Source organism: Candidatus Kuenenia sp., from assembly GCF_027493735.1.
GTDB classification, from domain to species: domain Bacteria; phylum Planctomycetota; class Brocadiia; order Brocadiales; family Brocadiaceae; genus Kuenenia; species Kuenenia stuttgartiensis_A.
Window position 1 is genome coordinate 123,936 of record NZ_JAOSKF010000002.1, and the last position, 16,023, is coordinate 139,958.

Here is a 16,023-nt window from a genome sequence, read left to right on the forward strand (position 1 = left end):
AATGTGGAGTTTTACCATTATTTCTTCCTTTACATTTCAAAGTTAAAATTGTATTGTTATTTCCCGATAGATTTTCAATATATGAGAAATTTTACTGTGTGGAATAAACGCAAAAAGTGGGAAGTATAGAAGAGAAATTATTTATTTGAGATATGGATTGCAGCGAACAAACAAAAGATAAAGAGGATGGAGCAGATTGTAAGCCCTGGTACAAAAAAGGACTACAGTTTGAATGCCAGCAGTGTGGCAAGTGTTGCCGTGGGGAGCCAGGGGTTGTTTGGGTGAATGACAAAGAGATTAAAGACATTTCCCGATTTCTGGGAATTACTCAGGAAATGTTTGCAAAAAAATATTTAAGAAATGTTTATGGGCGAATTAGTTTGGTGGAATATGGCAATGGCGATTGCGTTATGTATAACAACGGTTGCGTTATATATGAAGTTAGACCATGCCAATGCAGAACGTTTCCTTTTTGGTCTTCGAACATCAAAGAAAAGAACGAGTGGGAAAAGTTAAAGGGGCAGTGTGCAGGCATAGATAAAGGGCGGTTGCATAATTTGAAAACAATACGAAAGAATTTGATAATGTATGAAAATCGATTTGCCGGATAATAGTATTATTGCAGAAAAGGAAACAGCTCATAATGATCAACTGTTTTCGGAGTTAAAGGAACTTTATTGTCTCTTAGAGCATGAAGTGTCTTTGATTAATCCCAGATGTAATAAATGTGGAATGTGCGGCAATTTCGGGGAATATGACCATGTGCTGTATGCAAGCAGTGTTGAAGTTGATTATGTAACTAAAAATGTGTCTGTTCACGATTTTGATATTTCAAGAGATGTTTGTCCATTTCTCAAAAATGATTTATGCAGTATCAGGAACTTTCGGATGCTTTCCTGCAGGGCATTTTATTGTGACGAAAGACATAAAGATGAAACCCAATCAATACATGAAAAATACCATCGGTTAATCAAGACGCTCTATAATAAATACCACCTCGAATGGGAGTATAGTCCATTTCTCCCACAACTTAAGAGATTCAAATCAAACACGTTGAAAAACGGCAACATCATTCTCCCTCCGGATATTTAAGAAAGAGTTCATCAAATCCTCTACGCAGAAATTACTTGACTTAAACCGGAAAGGAAGTAGACTGTTTTTGCTGAGACTCATTATCAATCAAGCCAGAACCAAACATGCACGAAATACTAAAGGCGGAACCACAGATTGCACAGATTAAAAAATTAAATATTCGGATTCCACCATTAAATATTTTGCTACAAAGCACGCACTGACGAATGGAAGTGTGCAAAGAAATTACTGATAAGGTACTAAACGTTAAATTAAATGAAAGAGCAGTTACGGGTAATACGTATATGAATATTAAGAGTGCAGGTACCTTCAAATTGGCACTTGTCGGAAACCCGAATGTCGGAAAGAGTGTTATTTTTGGGTTACTTACGGGTAAATACGTAACAGTATCAAACTATCCGGGCACCACGGTGGAAGTATCGCGTGGGGTATATAAAGGGTATGAAGGGGGTATCGAAGTGATAGATACGCCGGGCGCGAATAGTCTCATACCGCTTTCTGAAGATGAGGCAGTTGCAAGGGATATTTTGCTGGAAGATTACGATAAGCGCATTGTTCAGGTTATCGATGCTAAAAACCTGAGGCGTGGTTTATTGATAACAACCCAGATCGCTGAAATGGGGTTGCCGGTCTTGCTGGTACTTAATATGTGGGATGAACTCCTTGACAGAGGGATGAATGTTGATATCAATGCCTTGCAGGATTATTTGAAGATTCCTATAGTGAAAACTATTGCAACACACAAGGTAGGTTTCAGAGAGTTGTTTCATTCGGTGCCTCTTGCCAGTGTGCCGGACATCCGGATTAATTACGGCAGATATATTGAAGAAGGAATTTCAAGGGTAGGCAAGATACTTAACAATCTAATGGTGGTGAACGACAGGGCTTTGGCGATTATGTTGTTATCGCATGACGAATCGCTGGAAAGAAAATTAAAGGAAAAATTACCGGAAGTTTCGTTGCAAGAAATTGCCGGAATACGTGAAGACGTGCAGAGACATTTTAGTAATCCGTTAGGGTACGTTATTAGCATTAAACGCTCACATTATGTTGACAGTCTGATTGAAAAGGTTACAACCGCAGCGGGAAAAGAGGCGGAAACCCGGCCGTTTATGAGGGGAGTATTTTTCTTCTTTTTGGTACCCCTGACGACTTTTTTAATCGGATATAAACTTATGTCGTTGCTCATGTATGCAATTACCATGAAGTTGCAGGTATCCGATGTCCTTGAGACCGTGCTGGAACTTTCTGCCGGCGGCATAATGTCCCTTTATTTTACGTTGTATCTTTATAAAAATGAATTTAAAACACGGAGTAAAATTACCGAAGTTTTGGGGCGGATTACCATGCATCCCATAGCTGCATTTCCCCTGTTGATAATAATTTTGTGGATAGTTTACAAATGGGTGGGAGAGTTTGGTTCCGGTGTGTGTGTGGACTTTTTAGAAAACAAGATATTTGGCAGTGCGGAAACGCCCTCGGATGGCTTTGATTTATGTGTGTATATTCCTTTTCTTAAAAAGGTTTATACTTTTACCCACATCAATTTCGAGGGAATAAATTATTATATTGGACTGTTGGCACAAAAAATAATGAGTAAAGATAATTTGATTTACGAATTATTTTTAAATGCGCAATCAGGGCTGATTCAGGTAGGACTTACCTATGCGATTGCAATCGTTTTCCCCATTGTAGGGTTTTTCTTTCTTGCATTTGGCATTATGGAAGACAGCGGGTATTTGCCCAGACTGGGGGTGATGGTGGACAAGACATTTAAGCGTATCGGATTAAACGGAAAGGCCGTGCTTCCAATGGTTTTAGGTTTGGGATGTGACACGATGGCAACGATGACCACCAGGATTTTAAATACGAAAAAGGAAAGGATTATTGCCACCCTGTTGTTAGCATTGGCGGTACCCTGTTCCGCGCAGCTAGGGGTGATTGCAAGTGTTCTCGGTAGTATTTCCGGGATATATTTTGCGGCATATTTTCTTATTATTTGCTCACAGCTTTTTTTTGTTGGTTATTTATCAGCAATAATCCTGCCAGGCGCCCCCTCTGATTTTATAATGGAGATACCTCCGTTTCGCATGCCAAAATTATCCAATATATTCATAAAGACATTTTATCGGGTTAACTGGTTTATGAAAGAGGCCGTACCTTTGTTTGTACTGGGTACGCTTGTTTTATTTGTTGCTACAAAGTTGGGAGTGTTATCTTTTGTTGAGAAAATAGGGCAACCAGTAATCGGATATTTTTTAGGATTGCCGGTTGAAACGACCCGCGGATTTATTTTAGGGTTTTTAAGAAGAGATTATGGAGCGGTTAGTATTTTTAAAGTGTTGGAAGAACAGGGGGTGGGGCATGTAATAGATCCAAAACAGTTACTGGTTTCCCTCGTGGTTATCACCTTGTTTATTCCCTGCATTGCAAATTTTTTTGTTATGATCAAAGAGCGCGGTGCGAAAAACGCATTTTTAATGTTTGCATTTATATTGCCCTATTCTATACTCGTTGGGGGTTTGTTAAGAATTGTTTTGCGTTTATTTTGATGGGACAAATGATAGGCAGGATTGTTTCTCTTTCGGAAGAGTGTGCAGAGGTATGTATTGTTGATACACAAAGCGCGTGTAGTAACTGTTCGTCATGCCCCAAGAAAACAGGAACAAAAGATATCATAAAGGTAGCCGGACTAAATAAAGTAAAGGCTGGACAGCTTGTTATCTTGCGTGATAACAGAAACTGGATAAATAAAAATAAAATAATATCATTAATTGGCGGCTTTATTTTTGGAGTAATTCTTTCAGAAGTATTTTCAAAAATTATAGTGTTTCGTACATATCGTTCGGAATATGATTTCATCGGTGGCGGTATTATGGTTGTCATCATGATAATTCTTATAAAAATAACAAAACCAAACTATTGTTTGAGAATGGAACTGTATGGAGAAAAAAAACGTGAACATAATTGAGTCTTGCCATGAAGAATTGCTGGAGTTGATATGGACAATTGAAGAAGAACATGGTGAAACCGAGAAGGAATTGCTGATCAGGAAGGAAGGCAGTTCTTTTGCTGAAGCATATCTGAAAACACTTGTGAATAATGGATATATTTTGTTAAAAGATAATAAAGTTATTCTGACGGAAAAGGGTCAGGTGGAAGCAAAATTAATCATCAGAAGGCACAGACTTGCGGAAAGATTATTGCACGATGTTTTAGAGGTAAAAGAAGAAGCCATGGATTCCAGCGCGTGTGATTTTGAGCATTTTTTGAGCGAAGAGGTAACAACAAGCATATGCACGCTTTTGGGTCACCCATTAACATGTCCTCATGGGAAAAATATCCCTCCGGGTGATTGCTGCAGGAAAACTGATCAGGAAATACGCCCTGTAGTATTTCCACTTACAGAATTACAGCCTGGGAAAAACGCTAAAATTTCTTACATTGTTACGAAATTTAACGGTAGACTGGACAGGCTTTCTTCAATGGGATTATTGCCAGGGATAAAAATCCACCTACACCAGAAATACCCCACCTATGTGATACAAATGGGCCAAACACAAATTGCAATCGATTCAACTGTTGCACGCGATATCTATGTGCGGCATGGTTGAGTAAGAGGTCATGGTTGTATTTGTTTGACTAAAGTTGAGAAGTTCCACTAAATTGACATAAAAATTTCCCCCGTCAGTTGAAGAAGCATATTATTTCATATCTGGACATACCGCTGCGAATAAGAAAACCGATACATTATCCACGGCAAATATCTGCAATTTAAATCCAAATATATACATAAAAAGAACTTGCGTAAGTTTTAAATAGAAGGTAATATTTCGAGAAAAAATTTTATGAACACGAAATTTGTTTTAAAACGTTATCATTTTTTTGCATGGAGAAAATAAATTATGGATCCTGGTGCACTAATAGGGATAATAATTGGTGCTGCGTTGATATTGGTATCTATTGTGATGGATGGAGGTGGAGCGGCAGTTATTGCTTACATCAACATACCTTCCATAATGATTGTAGTTGGTGGGACGTTGGCTGCGACCATCGTACGATTTCCGATACCGACAGTAATTGGAGCGATTGCCGTAGCAAAGAAAACGGTATTTGTTAAATTTGGGCCAATTGAGGAAGAAATCAAGCGGTTGGTTGAATTTTGTAAAGTCAGTCGTCGCGAAGGTCTTTTGGGACTCGAGAAAGAGGTTGAAAAAATAAATGATCCATTTTTGGTTAAGTCGGTAAGATTACTGGTGGACGGTTCGGACTCGGATGCCTTAAGGGATATTCTCGGAACTGAAATTGATAAAATAAGACAAAGACATACATCTGGCAAGGGTATTCTTGATTTTGCAGGAATGGTGGCTCCTGCTTATGGTATGATTGGAACGTTGTTGGGCCTTGTTAATATGTTAAAAAACCTCGATGACCCCTCAAAAATTGGCGGCGGTATGGCGGTTGCGCTTATAACTACATTGTATGGGGTTATTTTGTCAAATCTTATTTTTATACCACTTGGTGGCAGATTAGAAACGTTAAGCAGCAAAGAACTTTTGTCGAAAGAAATCATACTGGAAGGCGTTGTTTCAATACAAAAAGGTGATGCACCCATGATTACCGAAGACAAATTGAAGGCGTTTTTGCAGCCGAAGGATGCGATGAAAATGTCTGAAGAAAATAAAAAGGAATAGAAACAATGTCAGAAGAAGCGCCGAAAGGCCCGGAAACTCCAGGATGGTTGCTAACATACGGCGATATGGTGACATTGTTAGTAACATTTTTTGTTATGTTAATAAGCCTTTCTACGATCAATGTTGATAAATATAAAGAAGCCATGAAACAGGTTCAGGCTAGTATTGGGGGTACTCATGTATTGGAAGGCAGCAAACAACCTCTAGACAAAGATGCAAAGTCCGACATTGTTGATATTAAAGAAGTTGATTTTCCGCCCACGCGAATGCAGGAATTGACGGAAACGGAAAAATTTGTTGAAGATAAAGAATGGTATCAATATTTAAACGATTTTGTTACGAAATCCGAACTAAGCAATTATATTGACATTGAAGAGATAAAGGTAGGATATATTGTAAAAATACCAGTAGATGTTTGTTTTGAAAAAGGTGAGTCAATTTTAACATGGGAAGCAAATAATATTTTTAAAAAACTGAGTTCTGTTTTGGGAATGACGCGCGGAAAGATTATTGTGGATACGAGTGTTGGGGGTGTCGAATGGCAGAAAATTTCAGCACAAAAGAAATTGATAATTGATAGGGCAGGGCGTATTGCAGATTATTTATTATCATTTGAAACGATTGCTCCGGCAAGGGTTGCAATCTCCGGCAGACGGATTGATGAAATAAGAGATACAGACAAAATTGCTATTGTTGTATTAAAAAAAGCGAGCTAATATTTTTGTGAATTTTATTGGAAAATACATTTAGATGTCTTCTCGCAAAAAGAAAAAGAAGGGTTTCTTTCCTGCAAAGCCGCCGGACATGTTTTTGTTATCGTATGCAGCATTGGCAACGTTGCTTCTGGCTTTTTTTATCATTATTAATACTTTTACTGAAGAGAAAAACAAGAAAATGGTTGAAGCATTTCAAAAATCGTTTCAAAGAAATGTTATAACATTAGGTATGGGGGGATTGTTGCCGGAGAGCAGTAGTATTGAAGAGAGTAAAAATATCCATGATATGAAATATACCTTTTACGATGATGATATGGATGATATTCCGGCGCAAACAGGCGATAAGGAAGTAGATAAAATGGAGAATGAAGCAGATCATATACCTGCCGCTGCAGTAATTTATTTTAAAGAGCATGGAGCAACATTGTCGCTGGAAGGCATGCATTCTTTAAATAACCTGGTTAATTTGACTGCTGACAGACCTGTTTTGTTAATGGTAGAGGGGCATACGAGAGTGGCCTTTAAACCATCTAAGGATTATGAAACAAGCTGGAAACTATCGGTTGATAGAGCGAGAGCTGTTGCTGATTATTTGCACGAAAAAGGGAACATTTCTCACAAAAGGCTAATAACTGTCGGACATGGCAACAATAATTCTTTTGTTAAAAGCCCTGGCGGCGACAGATTTAATGACAGAGTGTCTATTATCATCAAAAAGTTGAGATAACGGCTTGCTATGTATCGAAAGAGTTTCAATTACTTGGGTGCTATTTATGCGGGGGGATTGTTAATAGTATGAAAAATATTACAATAAACAAAATATTGATATTTATGTCTATTTTCGCTCCTGTAAACAGCGGCCTATTTTTATTTAGCAACAATACCAGCATCTTTGCCGCAAATGATCACGGAACATCCATTTTACTGGTAGGAAAAGATGATATCATATTGTATAAAAAAGATATTATTATAAGCACTGATGATCTAAAAAATATTAAAAAGAATAAGACGCCACTCAGTGAAAAAAGGAGTGTGTTTAACATAGGTATGATTGATGAATATTTAAAAGAGGGGAAAAATTATGAGGCGAGAAATCATCTTTCGGAAATTTTTTTAAATAAAAAAATCCCTGAAAAACAGCATGAAATTAAAGAATTATTAGATAAATTGAACAGTGAATTGATATTTTCAACCAAACCTTCCGAAGATGCGGTATTGTATACCGTGCAGGCTGGGGAAACGCTTTCGAAGATTGCAAAGCAATTTAATACCAATTATGAACTTATTATGAGAATAAATAAAAAACCGGATTCACGACTGAATATTGGAGAAAAACTCAAGATTCTAAAAGGTAAAACAAAGATATTGATTAGTAAGAGTGAATTTACCCTGACGGTGCTGCTGAACGACCGTTATGTAAAACAATACCGTATCGGTACCGGTAAGAATGATAAAACGCCGGAAGGAACGTTTGAGGTCAAGAACAAAATGAAGAATCCAACATGGTATTCGCCTTATGGCGGTGTTTATTCTTACGGAGATGAGAAAAACATATTAGGGACACGGTGGATAGGTTTTAAAGAAAAAGAAAATCTTGCCGGATTCGGGATTCATGGTACAACGATGCCTGAAACAATTGGTACCGCATCTTCAGACGGGTGTATTCGAATGAAAAATAGTGATGTTGAAGAAGTGTTTGATTTTGTTACAACGGATACCGGGATTATCATACAAAGATAACAGGCCATGATGTATTTAAATGAGTCCATTGAAAAGTATTTGAATGATTCGGCTGCCCGCATTCCGGCGCCTGGCGGTGGGAGTGCGTCGGCATTAATTGGGGCGTTGGCGTCAGCAATGGCTTCAATGTCGATTCATTTTACTGTTGGAAAACAAGGATTTGAACAAAATACCGGACGGTTAAAGGAATTACTGAAAGAATGTGAAAAGAGCAGAGAAGTGTTAACGGCATTAATACAGGAAGATGTTGATGTTTATAATGAAGTAGACAAGACATTACGGATGCCAAAGATTACAAGTGATGAAAAGAAATTTAGACTCGAATCCATTATAAGGGCAAAGATATTTGCGACGATGGTACCCTTAAAAACCGCAATGACGTGTCTTTATGTATTAAAATTGACCAGAGAATTTGCGGAAATTACCAATCCAAATCTCATATCAGAAGTAGGTGTAGCTGCGATACTTGCTGATGCAGGATTTCAATGTGGTAAGATAAATGTTGATATTAATCTTTCGCATTTGGACAACCAGGTAATGATTCAAAAGGTACAAAATGAGATGCATCAGGCAGAGAAAACTGCCAAAATTTATTTTAATGAAATTTATAAAATCGTACAGAAAAAATTGTGGAGAGAAGAACAAGCTATCTAAATTGCGCTATGGAATGGAGAATAAATAAAGGGAATACCAAATGCAGTGTTTGTGAGAAAAAATTCGAAGAAGAAGAGGACTATTATTCAGCCCTTTTTGATGAAGATGAAAATTTTACACGAAAAGATTTTTGCGCTACCTGTTGGAAAAGAGATGCGCTTGAAAATCTTTTTTCATTCTGGAAAACGAGGATACCGAAGCAGGGCAAGCCCATTAAAAAGTTTGTCAATATTGGCCTGATTCTGGATATATTTTGCAGATTAGAAGATAGCGAAAATGCGCACAAAAAAAATTTACGATATGTTTTAGCGCTATATTTAATCCGAAAGAAGGTATTTAAATTCAAAAACCTGCAAAAGCAAGAAGACAAGGAATGTATTGTTGTTCAATATCCCAGAGAAGATAAAGAATATTATGTTTTTAATCCAAATATGAGTGAGGAAGAAATTGAATCACTCACGAGAGAAATGTCAGATCTTCTCGAATACCCTTATACAGAACAAGGTATTTTAAATAATGTGTAATATTCGCATTTCTAATGAAACATCCATGACCTAAAGGTCACAAAGTGGGACGAAAATAAATAATCCACAGATTACGCAGATCAAGAGAAGATTAAAATAGTTTTTTTTAAGTGCTAATCTGCAGAATCTGCGGATAAAAAATATTTTCCAATAAATTATTGCTTATTATATATGCAGGTACCGCATTCGACCGCAATGCCTATGCTCTTTCTTTTTCTTAAAGCATTTCTAAGGCTTTCAATTTGCGATGAATCTGGATTCTTTTGCCTTTGCGCAATCATTAACTGTGTGTGCATTTGTCTGGTCTTCTTAATACTTGGACATACTGCTTTTTTTATACCTACCGGACAGATACCGACTATTTTCTTTTTATTCAGTTGCCTTACCATAAATTACCTCCGTTAATTGTTTAAAATAAAGAGAATCATTTAGTTACACGCAGAAGATTTAATTTGAATCGGGTGTTAATATTTTCAAGGCTTCTTTCGCGGCAGATTGTTCTGCTTCTTTTTTGCTTTTTCCCCATCCCCGGCCATATTCACTCCCCTTAATTGACACCACTATTTCGAAGGATTTGCCATGGTCTGGCCCTATTTGTTGCAATAACCGGTAAGTTGGGGTAATACCATATTCTTTTTGACTGTATTGTTGCAATATCGATTTGTAATTTTTTTTGTGCTGGTTTTTACATACGAGATCTATTTCTTTTTTTAAATATCTTAAGGTAAACTCACTGGCGGCTTCTATGCCTCCATCAATATAAATTGCTGCAATTAAAGCTTCAAAAACATTTGCGAGCAAAGATTTCGGAAAAAGGTCCCTGTCGTTTAATCCTCTTCCCACTAAAAGAAATTCTTTTAAGCCGGCCTCCATGCCAACTTTTGCCAATGTTGATTGGCTTACAACAACAGACTTTACATTTGTCAACTCTCCTTCGCTATAATGCGGCATTGTTTTGTAAAGATAGTCGGAAATAATCATACCTAATACTGCATCGCCAAGGAATTCTAACCGCTCGTTTGAAAAATTATTCTCAACCCGGCATGATGTATGCGTCAATGCCTTTTCTAGTAACAACATTTTTTTAAAAGAATAGCCAATAATGTTCTGGCATGCAATAAATTTTTCCGGGTTTGTTTGAGAGTTAGTTTGCAGTATCATTTTTTTGAAACTTTTTTTCCTTAAATAGCATAGATTCTTCTATAGCGGTATATTTTGTAGAAACATTGATGAGTTCTATGGCGGTACTACGTCGAAAAGAAACAGTTTCAACCCTACAACCATGGTATTTCAATAGCTCTACCAGTGGTACAAAATCCCCATCACCAGTAACCAATACAACTGTGTCCAGTTTGGATGCAATTGAAATTGTATCAATTGCAATACCCATGTCCCAATCACCTTTTGCGGTGCCGTCAGGCCTCAGTCGCAGGTCCTTCGTTTTGATCTCATACCCTAATCGGCACAAAGCGTCTGTAAAACTGGATTGGTCCACATCCGGTTTCTGTACGATATAAGCTATTGCCCGTACTAAATTTCTACCACCAACGATCTCTAATAAAAGTTTACTATAATCAATCTTAGACTGATGTAACGCCTTTGCGGAATAAAACATATTTTGAACATCAACGAAGACCCCAATCCTTTGCGGAGAGTTGCCTATTTTTCCTACTGCCATAAGTATACAATCCTTTCTGAACAGGTTAATATAAATTCATATAATACAAATACTTAAAAACGTAAGATAATGATATTGAAGCTCAGGTAGGAAAATAATAAATCAATCGTAAAAATAGTATTTAAAAGAACGATGGCATCGTTATCGTTTTACATCATAACATGCCTAAATGCAAAATATTAGAGCAAAAATAAATTTTATTTTAATGATTTTAACAATGTTTCGTCTACAGTCAATTAAAAAAACTTCAAATGACTTAATTTTATTGACTCTCTTGAGGAATTGTGATAAATTTAGTTGAAATTTTACCTATAAATGCTTTGTTATCAACGACTAACCTTAAATAATTACTATTTGCTGACTGGTTAAAATAGACATGAGTATCGATGATTTAAGGAACGAAATTGACATAATTGATGAGAAGATTGTAGATTTACTCAACGAAAGAGCAAAATTCGTTTTAAAGATTGGAGAAATTAAACAACAAAATCGTTCACAGGTTTACGTTCCTAATAGAGAGCAGGAAGTTTACCTACGAATTACATCAAAAAATAAGGGGCCTTTATCTAATGAATGCTTAAAAGCTATATACCGTGAATTAATGGCAGGTTCTTTGGTGTTAGAGAAGGCTATTAGGGTTTCTTATCTCGGCCCTGAAGGAACGTTTAGTTATTTTGCCGCAAAACAGAAATTTGGTTCGTCTGTTGAGTACATCCCGGCAAGGGGCATAGAGTGTGTTTTCAGTGATGTAGCCGGCAATAGATGTGATTATGGCATTGTTCCCGTTGAGAATACCATTGAAGGTGGCATTCGTGAAACATTGAATATGTTTGTAAAACATGATGTAAAGGTATGTTCTGAAATAATTTTGCCAATCCATCATTATTTGATGGCAAATTGCAAAAAAGAAGAAATCAGAAAGGTATTTTCGAAACCACAAATATTAACACAGTGTAAAAATTGGTTGGCGGTTAACATTCCTTGCATTGAACTTATTGAGGTAAGTAGTAGCGCAGAGGCTGCAAGAATAGTTGCAGGTGCTCAAAAGTCGGAGGAAGGCAGGTGTTTTGCCGTGATTGGCAACTCTGAGATTTCTCACAAATATGGATTAAAGATTCTTTTTGAAAATATTGAAGACGACCCGAGCAATACGACAAGGTTTTTTGTCCTCGGCAAAGAATATAGCGGCCCCAGCGGAAAGGACAAAACAGCGATAATGTGTTACGTTAAAAATCGTTCCGGGGCATTGGTAGAAATCTTAGGCCCATTTAAATCGTACAGCATCAATCTCACGAATATAGAATCACTGCCTACGCGAAAAAAGGCATGGGAATATTGCTTTTATTTGGATTTTGATGGACATGTATCAGACCAGAATGTTCAAAAAGCACTTGAAGAGATATCAAAAAAATGTTTTGATGTTAAGATTCTCGGCTCTTTTCCAAAAGGAGATTAAGAGGCATTGAATTCAGACAACCAAAAAAAAAGACCGATTATTCTGGGCAATTGGAAGATGAATAAATCCCTGAAAGAGGGGGTTCAATATGCCAGGTCTTTAAAAGCGGCTATAGCGGGGAAAACCTGGATTATGTGCGGTATTTGTCCGCCTTACGTTTTCCTCAAAGATATTTGTGCCATTTTGGAGGGCAGTACGATTTGCGTTTCGGCTCAAAATATGCACAGTGAAGCCAGTGGGGCATTTACAGGTGAAATTGCCGCTCCAATGTTAAAGGAAGTCGGGTGTTCTCATGTACTTGTTGGCCATTCAGAGAGAAGACATATTTTTGGAGAAGACGATTTCTTCATAAATGATAAAATCAAAAAAGCCATATCCTTTGAATTAGTTCCAATACTTTGTATTGGTGAGACGTTGGAAGAACGAGAGGCCGGGAATACAAAAGATATCGTTCTTCGGCAGCTTAAAAATGGATTGCGTGGTGTTGGCATTGAATTAATAAAATGCATTATCATTGCGTATGAGCCGGTTTGGGCGATTGGCACTGGCAGAACGGCTTCTCCTGAACAGGCAAACGAAGTTCATTCCTTTATCAGGACTATTTTATCTGAAGACTATGGTAAAGATATTGCAAAGAAGTTGAGTATTATCTATGGAGGGAGCGTAAAAGCAGATAATACTGAAGCATTGATACATCAGCCGGAAATTGACGGTCTTTTGGTTGGCGGTGCCAGCCTTGAATTAGAATCTTTTTTAACAATTATTGAAGTTGTACAGGGTGTTGATTTTTAGTTTGATAGTGTGATTTTTATGAATAGGTAGGAGAGTTAGATGATTAAGGCGGAAAAGGCGTTTAAATGGGGGCTTGCTATTGTTGTTATCTTTGGCACGCTGAATGCATTCTTTTTTTTAAATTGGATTGTTGCATTGAAAATAACATTGCCAATTTTATGCGTATTTTTAATTGGTGCAATATTATTGCAGTCCGGAAAAGGAGGGGGGTTGGCTGCTATTGGAGGTTTGGGCGATCAGTCCGCTTTTGGCACAAGAACAAGCTCGTTTCTTACGCAAGTTACCTATCTGATTGGCGCCGCCTTTATTGTTGCAACAATTTTCTTGTTTAAACTTTCTTCGCCTACCGGAGATTTAGGAACAATGATGACACATGAACATCGGGAACCGCAGGAACCGCAGGAACATGAACACAGTGAAGATTGTGATCATGATTAATGCACGTATGAAGGCGAGAACAATGTTGAAAATGCCGGGCTAAGGGTGTGCCTAAAAGTCTCTTTGACAATGTAATAGATGGATTACCGTGAGGCAAAACAATGTTAAATAAACAATTATTAAATATGGTGATGAAACAAAAATGCAAAGAAATGATAGTCTGAGAGTCCGTAGGTATAGATATGGAGCCTTATTATGCTTAAGAGTATGACCGGATTTGGAATTGCTGAATACAATGATGATAGGGGTTCGATGCGTGTGGAAATCCGCTCTGAGAACAATAAATTCTTAAAAATAAATACACGTTTGCCGGAACAATTTCAGTCTTTTGAAAGTGAGTTTGATCGGGCTATAAGGAAAAAAATTGTTCGGGGTTCTGTTGTTTTATCGCTGAACTATAAATCGTTTCGGCAAGAGAATGATTTTACATTAAATACGGAGAAGATAGAGGAGTATTATCGTTTAATAAACGAGCTTAAAGGAAAAATCAAATGTACTGATGAAATTTCAATCAATTCGTTAGTACAATTGCCTGGAGTTTTACAAAAAAACAAGGATGATGCGAATGACGCTGAATCGTTATTGAGTATTTGTCATACTCTTATTAACGAGGCTCTGGAAAAATTATCAGAAATGCGCATAACCGAAGGGAGTCATATAAAAAAAGATATATTACAGAGAAAAGATTTTATCGTGTCAATGATGGATAAATTTGAGGAACGATTACCATTAATAATTCAGGAATATGCAAAACGGCTGCACAGCAGGGTAGCATTCCTGCTTTCTGAAACCAACGTTGAACTTACAGATAGTAATTTATGTCGTGAAGTCGCCATATTTGCAGAGAGAAGCGATATTGCAGAAGAAATAAACAGACTTAAAAGTCATATACATCAGTTGCAGGAGACATTAGATTCTAATGAATCTATTGGTAGGAAACTTGATTTTATTATTCAGGAAATGTTTCGTGAGACAAATACGATGTGTTCTAAAGCTAACGATACAGTATTGTTGAAAGACCTTATTGATATTAAAATGGAAATTGAGAAAATCCGTGAGCAGGCATTTAATATTGAATAAGGGAATTGTTATAATGAGAAACAATAAATATTTTAATCTGTTTGCCGGCATAAGCATATTTTAATGGGGAAAATTGTAATTATTTCAGGGCCTTCAGGGTCTGGCAAAACAACGGTTTGCAAAATATTGAAGCAACAGGCGCATGTCGAAGAATCAATTTCGGTAACGACACGCTCACCCAGAAACAACGAGAAAGACGGCGAATCATATCATTTTGTTTCTAAAGAGAAGTTTATGGAAATGATTAAAAATGGTGAATTTGCCGAATACGCAGAATATTGCGGCTACAATTACGGCACACCTCTAAAACCACTGCAGGAGGCAACCAAAAAGGACATTTTTTATCTTCTGGAAATCGATGTGCAGGGGGCTTTGCAAATAAAAGAAAAATTTCCTGAGGCCATTTTAATTTTCTTATTGCCGCCGAATAATGTAACCTTGAGCCAACGCCTGATTAACAGAAATACCGATAAGGCACAAGACCTGGTGAATCGCCTTAAAATGGCGGAAAAAGAACTGGAATACAAAGATAAATATGACTATTGCGTTGTAAATGATGATTTGGACGCAACCGTCAATGCAATTCGTAACATTTTGTATATAGCGTAATTATGCATAATTGTATAGTTGTTGGGGTGACAGGAAGCATTGCTGCTTATAAGGCGGTTGAAATTGTATCGGGCTTGGTCAAAAGAGGCAGCACCGTGTTTGTGGTAATGACGTATAATGCGCAGCGTTTTGTACATCCGGTAACGTTTCGTTCCATTTCCCAAAAAAATGTCATTACAGATTTGTTTGTCGAAAATGAAAATTATAATCCTAGTCATGTGTCTCTGGCGGAGAGAGCAGATTTAATTGTAGTAGCTCCTGCTACGGCAAATTTTATTGGAAAAGTGGCTGCCGGAATTGCTGATGATGCATTAACCTGTACGGTTATGGCCGCGAAAACCCCTGTAATTATCGCTCCGGCAATGAATGATAGCATGTATTTAAACCCAATAGTGCAGCAAAATATTAAAAAGTTAAAAGAGCATGGTTATATAATTATTGAACCGGAAGAAGGTCGTTTGTGTACAGGGAAGATGGGAAAGGGAAGACTCGCTTCAAACGAAATGATAGTTTCTGTAATATTAGAAACACTTAAAAACAAATAAATGCT

The 16,023-nt window shown here is 37.2% G+C and carries 20 protein-coding genes; 17 read left to right on the forward strand and 3 right to left on the reverse strand.

Translation table 11 applies throughout. The features are described 5' to 3' along the window. The first annotated feature begins 152 nt into the window (after positions 1-152). The 11 genes from M5U24_RS02275 (at position 153) to M5U24_RS02325 (ending at position 9,420) form a co-directional block, all read left to right on the forward strand. Positions 153-611: a YkgJ family cysteine cluster protein gene (locus M5U24_RS02275; RefSeq protein ID WP_099323793.1), complete on the forward strand. Its 459-nt coding sequence runs from the start codon at positions 153-155 to the stop codon at positions 609-611. Next, positions 589-1,092, forward strand: a complete 504-nt coding sequence (locus tag M5U24_RS02280) for a hypothetical protein (protein ID WP_099323792.1) — start codon at positions 589-591, stop codon at positions 1,090-1,092. The genes M5U24_RS02275 and M5U24_RS02280 overlap by 23 nt, the downstream gene beginning before the upstream one ends. A gap of 206 nt (positions 1,093-1,298) precedes the next feature. Further along, a complete protein-coding gene (locus tag M5U24_RS02285; RefSeq protein ID WP_099323791.1) occupies positions 1,299-3,644 on the forward strand; it encodes a ferrous iron transporter B in 2,346 nt (781 codons plus the stop codon). After that, complete coding sequence (locus tag M5U24_RS02290; protein ID WP_099323790.1) at positions 3,644-4,063, forward strand: hypothetical protein; 420 nt, start codon at positions 3,644-3,646, stop codon at positions 4,061-4,063. The genes M5U24_RS02285 and M5U24_RS02290 overlap by 1 nt, the downstream gene beginning before the upstream one ends. Beyond that, positions 4,050-4,706: a metal-dependent transcriptional regulator gene (locus tag M5U24_RS02295; protein WP_164995136.1), complete on the forward strand. Its 657-nt coding sequence runs from the start codon at positions 4,050-4,052 to the stop codon at positions 4,704-4,706. Before M5U24_RS02290 ends, M5U24_RS02295 begins: the two co-directional genes overlap by 14 nt. A 291-nt stretch (positions 4,707-4,997) precedes the next feature. Then, positions 4,998-5,786 (forward strand): MotA/TolQ/ExbB proton channel family protein, encoded by a 789-nt coding sequence (locus tag M5U24_RS02300; protein WP_099323788.1) that lies wholly within the window; start codon positions 4,998-5,000, stop codon positions 5,784-5,786. A gap of 5 nt (positions 5,787-5,791) precedes the next feature. Next, positions 5,792-6,502, forward strand: a complete 711-nt coding sequence (locus tag M5U24_RS02305) for a flagellar motor protein MotB (RefSeq protein ID WP_164995135.1) — start codon at positions 5,792-5,794, stop codon at positions 6,500-6,502. A gap of 34 nt (positions 6,503-6,536) precedes the next feature. After that, entirely contained in the window at positions 6,537-7,229 is a 693-nt protein-coding gene (locus tag M5U24_RS02310; RefSeq protein WP_099323785.1) for an OmpA family protein, read from the forward strand. A 68-nt stretch (positions 7,230-7,297) separates the two neighbouring features. Then, complete coding sequence (locus M5U24_RS02315) at positions 7,298-8,242, forward strand: L,D-transpeptidase family protein (RefSeq protein ID WP_099323784.1); 945 nt, start codon at positions 7,298-7,300, stop codon at positions 8,240-8,242. 6 nt (positions 8,243-8,248) lie between these two features. After that, positions 8,249-8,896: a cyclodeaminase/cyclohydrolase family protein gene (locus tag M5U24_RS02320; RefSeq protein WP_099323783.1), complete on the forward strand. Its 648-nt coding sequence runs from the start codon at positions 8,249-8,251 to the stop codon at positions 8,894-8,896. Positions 8,897-8,904: 8 nt separating this feature from the next. Further along, positions 8,905-9,420 (forward strand): hypothetical protein, encoded by a 516-nt coding sequence (locus M5U24_RS02325; RefSeq protein WP_099323782.1) that lies wholly within the window; start codon positions 8,905-8,907, stop codon positions 9,418-9,420. Positions 9,421-9,575: 155 nt separating this feature from the next. On the opposite strand, the gene M5U24_RS02330 is transcribed toward M5U24_RS02325, so the two are convergent. Genes M5U24_RS02330 through M5U24_RS02340 form a run of 3 tightly spaced genes read right to left on the reverse strand, consistent with a single transcriptional unit; the run spans position 9,576 to position 11,098 of the window. Continuing rightward, a complete protein-coding gene (locus M5U24_RS02330; RefSeq protein ID WP_099323781.1) occupies positions 9,576-9,809 on the reverse strand; it encodes a hypothetical protein in 234 nt (77 codons plus the stop codon). A 58-nt stretch (positions 9,810-9,867) separates the two neighbouring features. Continuing rightward, positions 9,868-10,581 carry a ribonuclease III gene (gene rnc / locus M5U24_RS02335; RefSeq protein WP_099323780.1) on the reverse strand — a complete coding sequence of 238 codons (714 nt, stop codon included), beginning with the start codon at positions 10,579-10,581 and terminating at the stop codon, positions 9,868-9,870. Next, on the reverse strand, positions 10,565-11,098 hold the full coding sequence (locus M5U24_RS02340; RefSeq protein WP_099323779.1) for an NYN domain-containing protein: 534 nt from the start codon (positions 11,096-11,098) through the stop codon (positions 10,565-10,567). The genes rnc and M5U24_RS02340 overlap by 17 nt, the downstream gene beginning before the upstream one ends. 376 nt (positions 11,099-11,474) lie before the next feature. Here M5U24_RS02340 and pheA point away from each other — a divergent pair, with 376 nt between their 5' ends. The 6 genes from pheA (at position 11,475) to M5U24_RS02370 (ending at position 16,018) form a co-directional block, all read left to right on the forward strand. After that, positions 11,475-12,554, forward strand: coding sequence for a prephenate dehydratase (gene pheA, locus M5U24_RS02345; RefSeq protein WP_099323778.1), 1,080 nt, complete (start codon positions 11,475-11,477; stop codon positions 12,552-12,554). Positions 12,555-12,560: 6 nt separating this feature from the next. Beyond that, complete coding sequence (gene tpiA, locus M5U24_RS02350; RefSeq protein ID WP_230405671.1) at positions 12,561-13,346, forward strand: triose-phosphate isomerase; 786 nt, start codon at positions 12,561-12,563, stop codon at positions 13,344-13,346. Between the two features lie 39 nt (positions 13,347-13,385). After that, complete coding sequence (gene secG, locus M5U24_RS02355) at positions 13,386-13,784, forward strand: preprotein translocase subunit SecG (RefSeq protein WP_099323777.1); 399 nt, start codon at positions 13,386-13,388, stop codon at positions 13,782-13,784. A gap of 195 nt (positions 13,785-13,979) precedes the next feature. Continuing rightward, a complete protein-coding gene (locus tag M5U24_RS02360) occupies positions 13,980-14,864 on the forward strand; it encodes a YicC/YloC family endoribonuclease (RefSeq protein WP_099323776.1) in 885 nt (294 codons plus the stop codon). A gap of 63 nt (positions 14,865-14,927) precedes the next feature. Then, positions 14,928-15,473: a guanylate kinase gene (gene gmk, locus M5U24_RS02365; protein WP_099323775.1), complete on the forward strand. Its 546-nt coding sequence runs from the start codon at positions 14,928-14,930 to the stop codon at positions 15,471-15,473. A gap of 2 nt (positions 15,474-15,475) precedes the next feature. Next, positions 15,476-16,018, forward strand: coding sequence for a flavoprotein (locus tag M5U24_RS02370; RefSeq protein ID WP_099323774.1), 543 nt, complete (start codon positions 15,476-15,478; stop codon positions 16,016-16,018). The last annotated feature ends 5 nt before the right edge of the window (positions 16,019-16,023 follow it).